The 14,841-nt window shown below is 74.0% G+C and carries 9 protein-coding genes and 1 pseudogene; 4 read left to right on the forward strand and 6 right to left on the reverse strand.

Annotated features, from left to right (window positions below; translation table 11 throughout):
• The first annotated feature begins 155 nt into the window (after positions 1 to 155).
• From AB0P03_RS38545 to AB0P03_RS38555, 3 genes are read left to right on the forward strand one after another with little or no spacing between them, the layout of a single operon-like run.
• Positions 156 to 1,055, forward strand: coding sequence for an ABC transporter ATP-binding protein (locus tag AB0P03_RS38545; protein WP_363586143.1), 900 nt, complete (start codon positions 156 to 158; stop codon positions 1,053 to 1,055).
• Positions 1,052 to 2,671, forward strand: coding sequence for a hypothetical protein (locus tag AB0P03_RS38550; protein WP_363586144.1), 1,620 nt, complete (start codon positions 1,052 to 1,054; stop codon positions 2,669 to 2,671). Before AB0P03_RS38545 ends, AB0P03_RS38550 begins: the two co-directional genes overlap by 4 nt.
• 35 nt (positions 2,672 to 2,706) lie before the next feature.
• Entirely contained in the window at positions 2,707 to 2,883 is a 177-nt protein-coding gene (locus AB0P03_RS38555) for a hypothetical protein (protein ID WP_363586145.1), read from the forward strand.
• A 31-nt stretch (positions 2,884 to 2,914) separates the two neighbouring features.
• Here AB0P03_RS38555 and AB0P03_RS38560 read toward each other — a convergent pair whose 3' ends face one another.
• Genes AB0P03_RS38560 through AB0P03_RS38575 form a run of 4 tightly spaced genes read right to left on the reverse strand, consistent with a single transcriptional unit; the run spans position 2,915 to position 11,080 of the window.
• Positions 2,915 to 4,177 carry a TIGR02679 family protein gene (locus AB0P03_RS38560; RefSeq protein ID WP_363586146.1) on the reverse strand — a complete coding sequence of 421 codons (1,263 nt, stop codon included), beginning with the start codon at positions 4,175 to 4,177 and terminating at the stop codon, positions 2,915 to 2,917.
• On the reverse strand, positions 4,174 to 8,289 hold the full coding sequence (locus AB0P03_RS38565; protein WP_363633364.1) for a TIGR02680 family protein: 4,116 nt from the start codon (positions 8,287 to 8,289) through the stop codon (positions 4,174 to 4,176). The genes AB0P03_RS38560 and AB0P03_RS38565 overlap by 4 nt, the downstream gene beginning before the upstream one ends.
• Complete coding sequence (locus tag AB0P03_RS38570; protein WP_363633366.1) at positions 8,286 to 9,461, reverse strand: TIGR02678 family protein; 1,176 nt, start codon at positions 9,459 to 9,461, stop codon at positions 8,286 to 8,288. Before AB0P03_RS38570 ends, AB0P03_RS38565 begins: the two co-directional genes overlap by 4 nt.
• Positions 9,458 to 11,080, reverse strand: coding sequence for a TIGR02677 family protein (locus AB0P03_RS38575; RefSeq protein WP_363633367.1), 1,623 nt, complete (start codon positions 11,078 to 11,080; stop codon positions 9,458 to 9,460). The genes AB0P03_RS38570 and AB0P03_RS38575 overlap by 4 nt, the downstream gene beginning before the upstream one ends.
• 186 nt (positions 11,081 to 11,266) lie before the next feature.
• Between AB0P03_RS38575 and AB0P03_RS38580 the strand changes: the two genes are divergently transcribed.
• Positions 11,267 to 13,429: a tetratricopeptide repeat protein gene (locus AB0P03_RS38580; RefSeq protein WP_363633369.1), complete on the forward strand. Its 2,163-nt coding sequence runs from the start codon at positions 11,267 to 11,269 to the stop codon at positions 13,427 to 13,429.
• Here AB0P03_RS38580 and AB0P03_RS38585 read toward each other — a convergent pair.
• Both AB0P03_RS38585 and AB0P03_RS38590 read right to left on the reverse strand, forming a co-directional pair.
• Positions 13,413 to 13,889 (reverse strand): hypothetical protein, encoded by a 477-nt coding sequence (locus AB0P03_RS38585; RefSeq protein WP_363633371.1) that lies wholly within the window; start codon positions 13,887 to 13,889, stop codon positions 13,413 to 13,415. The two genes, AB0P03_RS38580 and AB0P03_RS38585, sit on opposite strands and share 17 nt — an antisense overlap.
• A gap of 114 nt (positions 13,890 to 14,003) precedes the next feature.
• Positions 14,004 to 14,841: pseudogene (locus AB0P03_RS38590) on the reverse strand (hypothetical protein); the annotation flags it as partial.

The raw sequence follows: 14,841 nt of genomic DNA on the forward strand, positions 1-14,841 counted from the left end.
GGAACCCTCGAACTCCAGGCGCAGTGCACCGGACTGGCCAACTGCGACGCCAAGTTCCGGGTGGAGGTGCCCCGCGGTGTCGCCGTGACGCGCGATGGCAAAGAGACGGACCTCAAGGGCTGAGGCCGACCGGTCCGACGGGGAAGAGAGAGACGATGCTCGAACTGATCGATATCACCAAGGTCTACAAGGGCGGCAAGCGCGCCGTCGACAGCATGACGATGAACCTGGGCCCGGGCATGCTGGGCCTGCTGGGGCCCAATGGCGCTGGGAAGTCGTCGCTGATGCGGATCGTGTCCACGGTCACCAAGCCCACCAGCGGCCAGGTGCGCTACCAGGGGTCCGACGCGGTGGCCAACCCGGATCTGCTGCGCCGCGAACTCGGCTACCTGCCGCAGGACTTCGGGGTCTACCCCAACCTGACCTCGCGGGAGTTCCTGTCCTATCTGGCGGCGGCCAAGGGGCTCTCCGCACGCTCGGCCCGGGCCCGGATCGACGAGCTGATCCAGCTGGTGAACCTGACCGAGGCCGTCAAGCGCCCGCTCGGCAAGTACTCGGGCGGCATGCTGCGCCGGGTCGGCATCGCGCAGGCCCTGCTGGCCGATCCCAAGGTCATCGTCGTCGACGAGCCGACGGCCGGCCTGGACCCGGAGGAGCGGGTGCGCTTCCGCAACCTGCTCAGCGACCTCGCGGCCGACCGGGTGGTGATGCTCTCGACCCACATCGTCTCCGACGTCGAGTCGGTCGCCTCGGACATCGCCGTGGTCGCTCAGGGCCGCCTGCTGCGCCGGGGTGCGCCCGACGAGCTGCTCCGGGAGATCGACGGGCAGGTCTGGGAGGCCGTGGTCGCCCCGGCCGACGTCGCGACCGTGCAGGCCCGCCACGTGGTCAGTCGCATGGTCCGGACCGCGAACGGCGTGCGCCTGCGGGTGCTCGCCGCCGCCCCGCCGTTCCCGGACGCGACCAGGGTGTCGCCCGACCTCGAGGACGCCTACCTGGGCGTCATCCACCGGTCCGCCGAGCGGATCCCGACCGGGCAGGCGGTGCGGCGGTGAACGCACGCGCCCTCGCAGGCCTTGCGGTCGGCGATTTCCGCGACCGGGTGCGCCGTCCCGCGTACGCGGTGACGCTGCTGGCCGCGGTCGGTCTCGGCTACCTGGCCGTACCGAAGGTGGACAGCACGTGGGTGATCATGGATGTGGGAGGCAGCCGAGGGGTCTACAACAGTGCCTACGTCGGCGCGGTCACCGCTCTCGCCGGTGCGCTCTGGCTCACCTTCGGCGGCTTCTACGTCGTGCGCAGCGGCATCGCACGGGATGAGACGACCCGCGTCGGCCAGGTCCTGGCCGCCACCCCGCTCCGCACCCGCAGCTACCTCCTCGCCAAGTTCCTGAGCAACCTGCTGGTGCTCGCCTCCATGGTCGGCGTGCTGGCAGTCACCGCGCTGGTGATGCAGATGGCCCGAGGGGAGAACCGCTCGGTCGACCCGGTCGCCCTGCTCGAACCGTTCCTGCTGCTCTCGTTGCCGCTGATGGCGCTGACCGCCGCGGCCGCGATCCTCTTCGAGACGGTGCCGCTGCTGCGGGCCGGCTTCGGGAACGTCATCTGGTTCGTGCTGGCCCTGATGATCTCGATCGGCGGCCAGTCGGGGTCCGCGCCGCTGGGCGGTCTCGGCGTGCACGAGGTCGCCCGGTCGATGAAGGCCTCGATGGAGGCCCAACACCTGCAGACCGGAGACGGCGGATTCAGCCTCGGCCTGACCAAGGTCACCAAGCCGCTGGGCACCTTCATGTGGGACGACTTCGCCCCCTCCGGCGGGTTCGTCCTGGGCCGGCTGGTGCTGATCCTGCTGGCGCTCGCCGTGGCCCTGCTGCCGGCGCTGTGGTTCGGCCGGTTCGACCCGGCGCGCTCGGTCGGCTTCCCGGTCCGGGCCCGGAGGGAGGCCGTTGAGCCGCTCGCGCCCTCGACCACCGAGCCGCTCGGCACCGACCCGGTGGAAGATCCTGCGTTCCGCTGGTCCACGGCCCCGGGCGAGTTGCCGCAGACCGAGCCGACCCGGGCCGGAGCCGTCGGCCGCCTGCTCGTCGGCGAGGTGCGCATCCTCCTGCAGGGCGTCTCCCCATGGTGGTGGCTGGTCGCGGGCGCACTCACCGCCGCCGGTTTCGCGCTGCCGATGGACACCGTGACCGGCATGCTGCTCCCCGCCGTCTGGTTGTGGCCGGTGCTGATCTGGTCGAGGCTGGGCAGCCAGCAGGTCGAGAACGGCCTCGAGGTGTTGCTCGGTGCCTACCCCGCGGCCCGGCTCAGGCTGCTGGCGGAGTGGGCGTCCGGACTGGTGCTCACCGCGGCGATGGGCGTCGCCCCGCTGGTGCGCATGCTGGTGGCGGGCGACGGCGCCGGGACGGCGCACTGGCTCGGGGGAGTGCTCTTCATCCCCTCGCTGGCCATGTCGCTCGGCGTGGTGAGCCGCACCCACCGGGTCTTCCAGGCCGTTTACCTGCCGGTCTGGTACATCCTCGTCAACAACGTGGCGGCCCTCGACTTCATGGGTGCCGTACGGGTGGCCGGCCGGCCGGCCGGTCCCAGCCCGCTGCTGATCGCGGCGCTGTCCGCGGCGATGCTCGCGGTGGTGTTCCTGGTCGGCTCGGCCCGACGGAACGTCAAGGGATAGCCGGGGCACCGATGCCCGAGCCGGAGGAGGTTGGTATGTGTGAGGCCCACGCCCGACGCATCGCTCGGCTGGAGTCGGAGATCGAGGAACTTCGGTCGGCCAATGACCTGCTCAGACGAGTCGCCGAGTTCTTCGCCCTCCAGTCGTCCCGCCCCGCTCCGGCCACCCGAGCCGACTGGGGCCGCCCGCCCCGGTGGGACGGGCGCGACTGAGGGGGCAAGGGGCCGCGGGTTCACATGGAGATCAAGGGAGGTGCCGCTGGAGGTCTGCGAGCAGCCGGTCGAGCAGGTGTTCCTCCTCGACGCGGATGCCGTGGTGGGTGATGGCCGGGGCGAGGGCCGGGTCCCAGGGCGTAGGAGCCGGAGTGCCGGTGAAGAGCGGGGTGCCGAGGCCGCCGTGGACGGCGGCGAGGTAGGAGGGGGTGTCGTAGCGCCAGGGGGTGGCGCCGGGAAGGCGCAGGACGGTGGTGGCGATGCGGATGCCGCCCCAGTCGAAATCGCCGTGGTAGGCGATCGGGGAGCCGTGCCCGGCGGCGTGGGCGAGCAGGGTGCGGGCGGCGACGGAGAGATTGCCCTCGACGCAGACCATGGGCGGGCAGTCCGGGCCGAGTTCGCCGGCGGCCGCGGCGAGGACGGCGGGGTTCTCGCAGACGTGAACGGTGCGTCCGCCGAGCCCCAGGTCCTGTCCGGCCGGCCCGCCGACCAGTTGGCGGAGAGTCAGTACGCACGGCTCGCCGCCTCGCCGGGCGGCGGCGAGGATGCGTCCGGTCGTACTCGTCGTGGAGCCGGGCAGGTTCAGGACCAGGACTCGGGAGGAGAGTTCGTCCAGCGCCACACCGGCAGCGGCCCAGGCGGCCCGGCGGCCCTCGGAGCCACCGGGCAGCTCGACGGCGGAGATGGCGCGGACGGCGGAGTGGACCAGGGCGGCGAGCGGGCGGCCCGCGTCCAGTGCGTGGGCGTCGCCGAGCGTGCGGGCGGCGAAGACGGGCAGGGTGACACCGTCGGCGGGGAGGGAGGAGAGCACTCGCGCGGCGTCGGAGGCCAGCTGCCGGGCCGCCGCGGGGTCGCCTCCGGAGAGCCGTTTGAGCAGCCCGGCCGCCTCCACCTTGGCGCGCCAGGAGGCGAGTTCGGGCCGGTCGGTGATGTCGGGGTGGTCGAGTTCGGCGAGCGCCCGCTGCCAGGCCGCCGCGGACACGGCTTCCTGGGCGCGGAGGTCGGCCACCGGGCCGGTCAGGGCCACCACCGCGGCCGCGAGCCCGTCGGGGCAGGCCAGCGACGCGCGCAGCACCCGGTCGACCTCGGCCAGTGGTACGGACAGGGAGTCGCCGGAGCGCAGGCGCCGGCCGAGCAGTAGCTCGACCGCGCGGCGCTGCTCGGCGGTGGCCTTCCTGAGGGTGGCGGGGGTGTCCAGGGCCCGTCCGCAGGCGATCCGGTCGCGGGCGCGCGCCAGTAGCCAGGCGGTGTCGGGGCCACCGAGCAGGCGGCGCAGCCTCGGTAGGTCGGTCATCGCCCGCCCGTCCCGGCGCCGTCGAGCGGGGACGGCTGCGCCTGGTCGTCCGTTCCTGTCTGGGCCGGGACGTGCGGGACGGGGCGCCGTTCGCGGGTGCGTACGGTGCCGTCCCAGCGCCAGGGGGTCACCAGGACGACGTCGAGGCCCTCACGCCGGCTCAGCTGGGCGATGCCGATGCCCGGCACGGTCGGGTAACAGGCCCACTCGCGTTCGCTGGTCATCACCACGTCGAGGTCGAACGAGGCCAGCAGGCCGAGGCACTTGGCCCGGGAGTCGTCGTCGACGCCGGCGAACGCCTCGTCCAGGGCGATCAGGCGCGGGGCGTGCGGACTGCCGGAGGAGTAGTGGGAGGAGGCCGCCGCGAACAGCGGGACGGAGGCGGCGAGGACGCGCTCGCCGCCGGAAGCGGGACCGGTCGCGGGCTTCCACTGGCCGTCCTGGCGGCGCTGGATGGCGAAGGCGTGCCAGGCGCGGTAGTCGAGGGCGCGGGTGAGCTGGTCGACCCAGGAGTCGCCGGGGTGCTCCTCGCGGTCGTGGGCGATCCTGGCCTGCAGGAACTCGCCGACCTGGGCCCGGTCGGCCGGGGTCCAGGCGTCCGAGGACTGGCGCAGCAGCCTGGTGCGGACGGCTTCCAGCCCGGCCGGTGCGTCCTTGGCGGGCTGCCATTGCAGGCGCAGGGCCATGCCGGTCGAGGTCGGCCGGGCCGCCAGGTCGAGGTTCATCGCCGCGACCTGTTCCTCGGCTCCGGCGATCAGCTCCTGGAGTGCCCCGGCGACCTCGCCGACCAGGTGGTTCTCCAGCAGCTCGCGCTCCTTGGCGGAGAGCAGCCGGCCGCGCTGCTCGACCTCCTCGCGCAGCGAGTCGGCGAGGGCCGGCACGTCGTGGGTGCGGCCCTGGAAGATCACGTCGACGAGCATGATGCCGTCGTGCAGGGTCATGCCGACCGAGTGGCCGTGGCGGCCGAGGGCGTCGGTGAGCACCTTGTGCTCGGTGGAGATCCGTTGCTGGATCAGCTCCCAGCGGCGGTCGGAGTCGTCCGTGTCGTGGAGTTCCTGGTTGACGGTACGGGCCAGAGCCACGGCGGGCGTCGGTGCCCAGGGCTCGTCGAGCGGAGGGACGGCGATGCCGGGCAGCGCGGCGGTGAGCAGGCCGGTGGCGGCGAAGGAGTGCAGGGCGGTCACCGCGCGGTCGCGTTCGGCGGAGGCTTCGTCGATGCGGGTACGGATCTCGCTGCGGCGCCCTTCGGCCCGGGCGCGGGCGGTCATGGCGGTGTCGCGGGCCCGCCGGGTGGTCCGCTCCTCGGTGTCCCGCTCGGTGATCGCCGTGTCGGTTTCGGCCAGCCGGCGGAAGAGTTCCTCGACGCTCGCACCGATGGTCTCGGACAGCACCCGGTACCGCTCGGCCGCCGCGTCGGCCGTCCGGCGGGCCGCGGTCGCGGCCTCCTCGGCCTCGGCGAGCGCGGTGGCGGCGGCCTCGGCCTCGGCAGCGGTGTCGGCGGCGAGGATCGCGGACCGGGACCGGGCGGTGGCGGCCGGGAGCAGGGCGGCCAGGGCCGCGGCGTATCCGGAGACGGCGTCGCGGATCCGGTCGAGCGCCTCGCGGGTGGTGGGCAGGTCGGTGTCGGAGGCGTAGTCGCGGACCTCCTGGTCGGCGCGCTCCGCCTCCTCGTACCGGGCCGAGGCGTCCCGCTCGGCCTCCGCCAGGCGCTCGGCCAGGCGGACCGCGGCCGCGGCCTCGTGGCTCTGGCGGCTGTGGGCCTCGCGCAGCGCGTGGTCGGAGGGCTCGCTCTGCTGCTCGGCGGACAGCACGGCGACTCGCGAATGGACTTCGCCGCGCTGCTCGTCCACCTGCCGGAGCGCGAGCGTGAGTTCCGCCCGCCGGTCGGCCAGTTCGGTGAGCCGGGCCCGTCGGGCCGCCTCCCGGGAGCCCTCGCCGAGGTAGTGGGCGGCGGGCTTGGTCCAGCGTCCGGTCAGCGCACCGATCCGGTAGCGCCCGTCGACGGCCACCCAGGTGTGGTGGCCGGACCGCTCGCCGAGGCCGATCGCGGTCAGGGCGGTGTGGACGGCGTCGTCATCGAGGGCCGCGGCCGGCGGATCGGCCCGGTCGACGGCCGGGCGCAGGACGGCGGCCAGGTTGGTGCCGACGGCTGCAGGGTCGGGCAGCAGGACGGCGTCGTCGGCGTCCAGCAGCGTGCCGTCCGGGGTCAGCCATGCGTCGAGCAGCCCGGCGGCCTCCAGCGCCGCCTCGATCCCGGCCCGGTGCTCGGCGGGGACGGCGTCCCCGAAGTCGACGGCTCGCCACAGGGGAGCGCCCGGGCGGCCGCTACGGGCGTGCGGATCGCGGGTGTGGACCGGGGGCGGGGCGTCCTGGCCGCCGGCTTCCAGACGGGCGATCTCCTCGGCCAGCGCGTCGAGGTGCCGCCGGGTGGCGGCGGCCTCGGAGTCGAGTCCGGCCTCCAGCCGAGTCAGTGCGGAGACCGCTGTGCGGTAGGCGGCGGCTGCGGCCTCGGCCGCCGGGTTGGGCCCGGCGAGGGTGTCCGTCCAGGCTTCGAGTGCCGCGATGGCCTGATCGGTGTCGGGCAGACGGAGTTCGACCGTGCCGCCGGCCCAGCCGTACCAGGCCTCGACGAGGGCGGTTCCCTGGTCGCTGACGGCCTGCCCGGCATCGGCGGAGCGCTCCCGTGCGGCCTCCAGATCGACGGCGCGGCGGGCGGCCTCCGTCTTCGCGACCCGGGCCCGCCCGTGTGCCCGCTCGGTGTCGGTGAGCAGTGTGGTGAGGCCGGTGATGGCCTGGCGGCGGCGTTCGACCGCGTGCTCGCCGCTGCGATGGGTCTCCTGGAAGGGGGCGCGGTCGCGCTCCAGCGCCTCGGCGGTCGGGGCGTGGTCGATCCCGGCCGCCTCGGCGGTCTGCGCGGCGGCGGTGGCGGCTCGGTCGAAGGCGGTCCGGTCGGCGTCGTGCTGGGCGTGCGCGGTGGCCGCCCGGCGCTGCCAGTCCGCTGCCTGGCGCCGGGAGGCCTCCGTGGCCGAGGCCCGGTCGTCCGCGACGGCCCGCAGTGCCTCCGACGTCCGGCCGGCCTGTTCCAGCTCGCGTGCCGCGTCCATCTCGGGGCTGCGCGTGAGCGCTTCCCGGGCGGCGGTCAACGAGGCCCGGACGTCCTCCAGTTCTTCCAGGCGGGCCTCCGCCCGGGCCAACTGCTGCTCGGCGGCCGTGTGTTCGGCCTCGGCCTCGCCCAGGTCGCGGCCCAGGTGCTCGTACCGGCTGTGCGCCGCGCGCAGGACGCCGGACTGCCGCTTGGTCGCGATCCCGGCGTAACGGCGGTAGTGGGTCAGGAAGTTGCTCGAAGCGCCCGAGGCCTCGGCGAGTGCCTCCAGGGCGTGGCGCTCCTCGTCCAGGCCGCGGAAGGCCTCGGCGACCTCGCCGACCAGAGCCGGATCGAGCGGAGGCAGCGCCTCGGTGAGCGCCTTCGACAACAGCTTCTCGTCCGGCTTCTTGGACAGCTGGGGCTGGCGCAGTTGGATCAGCAGGTTGACCAGCGCCTCGTAGCGGCCCTGGCCGAGGCCGAACAACTGCTCGTCCACGGCCCGGCGGTACTCGGCGGCGGTGTCGTGGACCAGGCCGTGGCCCTGGAGCGCGTCGCGCAGCCGTTCCCGGGTGAACGGGACGCGGGTGGCGGAGATCAACGGCAGGTCCGGGCCGATGCGCAGGGTGGTGGTGAAGAACCAGTGCTTGGCGATGCCACGCCCCTTGACCGCCTTCAGGCCGCAGCCGATGGTCCGGTACTGCGGCCGGCCGTCCTGGTCGATCCGGCCGAACTCCAGCCAGGTGTAGCCGGTGCGCTCGTCGTGGGGGTGCTTCCCGCCGAGCAGCAGGTTCCACTCCATCCGCTTGGCGCGGTCGCCGTCCGGCTCGACCCGATGGGCGGCCAACTCGCCGTCGAGCAGGAACGGCAGGGTGAGGGCGAGCACCTTGGACTTGCCGGTGCCGTTGTTGCCGCGCAGGAGCAGCCGCCCGTCGTGGAAGCGGAACTCCTCGGCGTCGTAGTGGAAGATGTCGACGAGCCCCGCGCGCAGTGGCTGCCAGCGGTTCTTGGTGGGCTGCGGCAGGGTCATGAGCGGGAGCGGGCCTTTCGGACGGTCGGGGCGGCCAGGGCGTAGCGGACCAGGGCCGGTTTGGCGGTGACGGTCTCGCCGCTGCGGGCGATGAGGTCGAGGGCGGCCAGCCGGCCGAGGGCCTGGGCGAGCAGTTCGGCCGCGGCGGCGGGTTCGGCGGCGGACTTGCGCCAGTACGCCCGGTGCTGCACGGCCAGCTGCCTTACCAGCTCGACCAGTTGGGGTTCGGTGTGGCCGCCGTCGGTGGTGGCGAGATGGGCGGCGACCAGCAGGGTGACGTGGCCCTCGGTGCCCTGCTCGGGCATCCGGACGTCGGTCAGCTCGTCGTCCGGATCCACCATGGCGATCCCCTCGGACCGCAACTCCGCGACCAGTCCGGTGAGTTCGGAAATTCGACGGGTGATCGCATAACGCTGGGAGACCAGGTAGGTGTGTTCGTCCTCCGGTAGCTCGGCGTAGTACACCACCGCGTCGTCCAGCAGCCGGCGGGTCAGCCGGTGGCGCAGCGCGCGCAGCCGCAGCTCCTCGGTGTCCGGGGCGACTTCACGAGTGAGCTCGACCAGGCGCCGGTCCGGATCGGTGGCCTCCACGGTCGACGGGCCGCGGGTGGCGGCCGGCAATGCGGCCAGGACGCGGCGGCGCACGTCGTACAGCACGTCGTTGGACGACTCCGACAGGTACGCCTCCTCGTCGCCCGCCACCCGGTGCAGGACGCCCCACTCCAGCAGCAGCCGGACGGCGGCCACCAGGTCCGAGCGCTCCTCCCGGCGGTCCATCCGGAACTCGATGCCGGAGGCGGAGAGCACCGGATCCCCGGCCGCCGTCAGCACGCCCTCGGCCAGCCGGCCGAGGGTGATCTGTGCGTCCGCCCGCTCCAGGACCACCAGTGCCAGGCAGAGCAGCACGTAGCGGCGGCGGGTGAACGCCACCTTGGTGCGGGGAGCGCGGGCGGGCCTGGTCGTGTCGTCCAGCCGGGCGGGCGTCTTGTACAGCCGGGCCGTCTCGGTGTCGACCAGCAGCCGCCAGCCGGTCTCGTGCGTGAACCAGGCGGCCAGCTCGCCCGCATGCTTGCGCACCAGCCGGAACTCCTCGCTGCCGCTGGTCATCAGCGGCTGCGCGAGCAGCGCGCGGGCGGCCCGTCGGCGCTCGGTCCGGATCTCGGCGTCCGTCATGCCGCACTCCCGTGAGGTGCGAGGTCGATGATCTCGATGACGTGCTCGGGACCGAACAGCACGCCGTCCGCGGTCGGTATCCGCACCATCGTGTCCAGGTCCACCAGCTTCAACCGGATCTCCATCGTGCCGTCCCCGGTGATCGCCGAGGACTCGCTGTCGCCGGGCGCCCGCGCCGAGAGCGCGTCGCCGAGTACGGCGAGGAACAGCCGGAAGGCCTGCGGGTCGAGCCCGTCCGGCCCGGCCAGTTCGGAGAGCAGCACCGGGCCGTCGGTGGCCAGCCGGGCGCGCGCGGCGTCGGTCTGGGCGGCCTCCAGCTCGACCTGCTCGGCCAGCACCCGCCGCGCCGCCGCCCGGTCCGCGGTCCGGTTGGGGGCGCCCCGCCGCTCGTACGAGCCGGTCTCGCGCAGCCGAGGGCTGATCTCCAACGGAGGGGCCAGCGCCCACGGCGTGGTGGCCGACAGGTCCGCTTCCCGCCACGCCTCCTCCGTAGCGGCGTCCACCGTCAGATGCCGGGCCGGGGTGAGGGCGAAAGCCGCCCGCCACAGCTGGTGCGCCGCGGCGTCGTCCGGGGTCTGTGCGAAGAACCGGGCCAGGGCCCGGAAGTCGGCGGTGCGGTCCGAGCGCCCGCCGCGCCGCTCGTTCAACGCGGCGACCGTGTTCACCAACCCGGTGATCGCGCTGACCGCCGCGCCGCGCAGCAGCTTGGCCTGCGACGGCTGCCGGCTGGAGCGGCTGAGGAACCAGTCGGTCAGGCCGCGCCAGCGGTTCTCCCAGCCGGTCAGAGCGGCCCGCTCCGCCTCCGCGCGGGCCTGCTCGGCCGACTGCCCGTCCGGCTCGGCCGCCGGTACGGCGTCACCGGCCTCGCGCTGCGCTGCGGCCAGCAGCAACCGCTCGACTCCGGTCGCGTTGAGTTTGGCGAGCACGTCCGCGATCTGCGCGCCCCGGTTCGCCAGATCGGCGATGAATCGCTCGATGTACTCGACGAGCCGGTCCTTGTACGCGATGAACGCCTCCTCGTCGCCGTCCTGGAAGTCGATCGTGCGACGCAGTGAGGCCATGAACGCCTGGGCGTTGTCCGCCAGACTGCCGAAACGCTCGGCGAGGGCCAGCAGGGCCAGGTGCGCCTTGGCCGGGTCGGGATCCTCCTCCCGGGCGAGGACCAGCAGCGAACCCAGGTGCTCGGCGATGTCTGCCAGCGCCACCGACTGCAGCTGCCCGCGCCGGCCCAGCGACTCCTCGTACACCGCGACCGCCCGCAGCGCCGCCTGGCCGTGGCGGGTCAACTGGTAGAGGTAGCGGGCCCGGTGGAAGTCCTCGACCGACGTCACCCGGCCGGTGTCGGCGTCCGCGCGGAGGTTCTCCCAGTCGACCAGCTTCTCCAGCGCGCCACCCACCGCCTCGATCGACACCGGCACCGCGCTCCGGTCCTCCGCCGCGTCCCGGCGACGGAGCTCCGCCGCGTCCCGGCGACGGAGCTCCGCCGCGACGTCCTCGGGCCGCAGATGGACGATGAACCGCTCCCGCGCCTGTGCGAAGACGTCCAGGATCCGGCCGTACAGGACGGCGTTCGGGGCTTGGAGGTAGGCGAAGGGCTGGGGCTGCGGAGCGGTGGACACGCGCTCCAGTGTGGCAGACCGCCCCGGCACCGGAGGAGCTGTGGCGGGAACGAGGCACGGGACCGAACCGACTCGCAAGCAGGCGACTGTGCACCCACGGTGAGGTTGCGCAGGCTACCGTGGGGCCGGACGCGAGGGTGCGGCGGCTGCTGGTCGGGTGTGCCGCGATGGACCAGGGGGTGTGGGGTGTTCGAGCCGGTGTCGCTGTCGGCGGTGGCCGCTGTTTTCGGCGCCGTGGGTGCGAGCGTGGCGAACGAGGCCGGCAAGTGGGCCTGGGAGTCGGCGGGTGCCTTTGTCCGCCGGGTGACGGGGCGGGACGTGCCGGCGCCGACCGATGCCGCCGAACGGGCCACTGTGGCGCAGCTGTTGCTGGATGTGGTGGGGTCGGATCCCGCGCAGGCCAGGGCGCTTCGTGCCTGGCTGGGCGGCCAGGGCGGGGGCTGGTCCGGGCCGTTGGCGGCGCCCTCCCTGCTGCCGCCCTCCGACCGCTTCTTCACCGACCGGCGCAAGGTGCTGGCGCTGTTGGACAAGGAGGCCGGACGGAAGGCGGACGGCACGCCCCGCGTCAGTGTCCTGTATGGGCCTCAGGGAATGGGTGTGAGCGCCGCGGCCGTTCACTGGGGCGCGCTGCAGCGGAAGCGGTTTCCGGACGGGCAGCTCTACGCGGACCTCTCCGGCGGGTCGCCGGCCACCGCACCCGATGCGGCCGCTGTGCTCCGGCAGTTCCTGATCCACCTCGGCATGCCGGCGGACCGGGTTCCGCCGGCCGCGCAGGACCGGGTCGAGCGGTTCCGGTCGCTGGTCGCCGAGCGGCAGCTGCTCGTCGTGCTGGACCACGCCCGGTCGGCGGCCCAGGTCCGGCCGTTGATCACCGCGGCCCCGGGCGTCGTCACGGTCGTGGTGGCCCGGCGTCCGCTCACCGGTCTCGACGCCGTTCCGATTCCGGTGGGGCCGCTGTCCGACAAGGACGCCAGGCGGCTGCTCACGGACCTCGCGGGGAAGGAGACCGTCTCCGCCGCCGGCCCCGCCCTGTCGGGTGTTCTCGAACGATGCGGCGGATCGCCCTTCGCCCTGCGCGCCGCGGCTCCCCGGCTGGCGTTCATCCCCCAGCAGCGCCGGGGCCGGGGCGGTGGTGGCGACGGCGGTGGCGATCCCCACGCGGGTGATCCGGTGCGCGCCGCCGTGCAGGAGTCGTACGAGGTACTGGAGCCGGAGGAGGCCCGGCTGTTCCGGCTCTGTGCCCTGCGGCCGTGGCCGGCCGTCGGTCCCGAGCTGGCCGTGGCGGTCGCCGGCCCCGGCGGACCCACGGTTGAGCGTGCTGGTGTCCTGCTGGCCGGGCTCGCCGAGGCCGGCCTGGTGGAGGCCACACCCGAGGGCCGCTACCGCTACCGGCCTGCCGTGCGCCGGTTCGCCGAGGAGCAGGCGGCGCGGGTGGACGGGCTGGCCGCGTGCGCGGGTGCGGTGACGCGTGCCGTGGAGCACCTGCTGCGCTTCGCCGTCCGGGCCGACTACGCGGCGTTGCGGGAGCGTTGGCACGTCGGGCCGCTCTACCGCGAGCTCGGGCCCGGCGACTACCCGGACGCCGGTGCGGCGTTGGCCGCTCTGGCCGCGGAGGTGGGCAACCTGGTCGAGGCGGTGTTCGCCGCCGAGGAGTTGGCCGCGCCGGCCACGGCGTGCGAGCTGGCGGAGGCGTCGTGGGCGGTGCAGCTCAAGGCCGGTCGGCACGAGGCCCTGTTGCCGGCGCTGCGAACCGCCGTGCGGGCGGCGGTCGCGCACGACCCGGACTCGGCGATGGCCGGCCGGATGCACACCCAGTTGGCGTTCGCCCTGATGGAACTGGACCTGCTGGCCGAGGCCGAGAGCTGTCTGGTCGACGCCTCCTCGGCGTTCGAACGGGCCGGCCACCTGCTGGGCCAGGCCACGGCCGTCGAGTCGCTCGGGCTGCTGAGGCTTCGGCAGTGGCGGTGGCAGCCCGCGTACGACTGCTTCGAGCGGGCTGACGGACTGCTCGCCTCGATCGGCCCGGACCACGAGCGGGCGGGGGACGTTCCGCGGGCCCGGGCGCTGTTGAAGCGGCACCGGGGGCGGGCGCTGCGAGGCCTGGCCGAGTACGAGCGGGCCCGGGTCTGGCTGACGGAGGCGTTGTCCGAATTCCGGCGTCTGCGCGACAACTACAACGCGGCCCGCACCCTCACCAATCTCGCGGAGACCTGGGCGGACACCTCGGCGACGGATCAGGCGCTGGCCGCGATCGACGAGGCCACCGCGATCCTGGACCGCGAGCAGGCGGAGCCCCATCTGCGCTACCTGGCGGGCCTGCGGCAGCAGTGCCTCACGGAACGGGACTGACCAGGACCGGGTGGGACGCGCCGCCGGTGCGCACCGTCAGCTCCATCGGCGGCAGGGGTCGCAGGGGTCGGGGGACGGCGGCGCCGTCCAATTGGGCGAACAGCGCCGAGGCGGCCGCCGCCGGGTCGAGCGAGGGGCTGGTGAGGCGGACGAATCCCCACTCACGCAGCAGCACTTCGCAGGTGTCCGGACCGGAGACGAAGGCCGCGAGCGAGCAGTTCGGGTAGCGGGCGAGCGTCGCCGCGGCCCACTCCCGGGGCGGACCGATCCGGGGGTCGTCGGCCTCCCCGTAGCGGAGGATCGCGTCGGCCAGACCGAGGAGGCCCTGGTCGAGGGTGTCCTCGTGCACCGCGAGGTGATCGGAGCCGGGCCCGGAAGGCCCGTACCGGCCTTCGGCGACCCGCTCGACGGTGACTTCGTGCGGGCGGGGCCCCGGGCGGGTGCGGACCCGCAGCGGCACGGTTCGGGTCGGTGGCCGGTAGTCCGGGAGTGGGAGAAGGTCCAGGAGAGCCGGCTCTGTCGGCTCGGGCAGCCCCATGACCTCGTAGAAGAGCGAACGCAGCAGGCCGGCCGCCTAGCCGGGCGCCGAGGTCGTCAATTCGCTGGCACTGGTCATGGATTGATGGAACGTCAGGAGTTGGTCCAGCTGTGGTCGCAGGGGGGAGTCCAGGGCGAGTCGGGGGGCTTCGCGGACGAAGGCCGCTACCGGCGAGGTGGCGCCCAGGACCTCGTCGGAGGCCGTGCCGAGCAGAACGGGGGTGCCCAGCGCCGCGGCGTAGTAGCTGACCGAGCCGAAGTCCCCGATCACCGCGTCGGCGGCGATCAGCGCCTGTCGCCAGCTGTCCAGGGGGTCGATCAGGGTGAGGCCGGCCCGCTCGGCGCGGTCCAGCCAGAGGCGGACCTGGCCGGGGCCGTGGCCGTGCCAGATGTTCGGGTGGAGGACGGCCGCCACCCGGTAGTCGTCGACCGGGAGTTCGGCGGTGAGGCGGTCGAGCAGCCACGGCAGCGGGTCGTCCGTGCCGGCGTCCCCGAAGAGCGACTGCGGGTTCCAGGTGGAGTTGAGCACGACGAGCCGCTGTCCGGGCCGGACGCCGAACGCGCGGCGATGGCGTTCCCGGTGCGGAAGGGCGGCCAGGATGCGGTCGAAGCAGGGGTCGCCGCCGAGCACCGCCGTCGGAGCGGCCTCGGGGCAGGCTTCGCGCAGCCGGCCGAGCTGCTCGGGGTGGGAGAGCACCATCGCCCGGGCGAGCGGAACCCCGTCGGACAGCAGCCACTCGGGCGCCAGGCCGAAGACAGGGGCATGCGGTGCGTTCGGTGTTCGGTGTTCGGTGTTCGGTGTTCGGTGTTCGGTGTTCGGTGTTCGGTGTTCGGTGTTCGGTGTTCGGTGTTCGGTGTTCGGTGTTCGGTGTTCG

It is taken from the genome of Kitasatospora sp. NPDC088779, assembly GCF_040685395.1.
Classification (GTDB): domain Bacteria; phylum Actinomycetota; class Actinomycetes; order Streptomycetales; family Streptomycetaceae; genus Kitasatospora.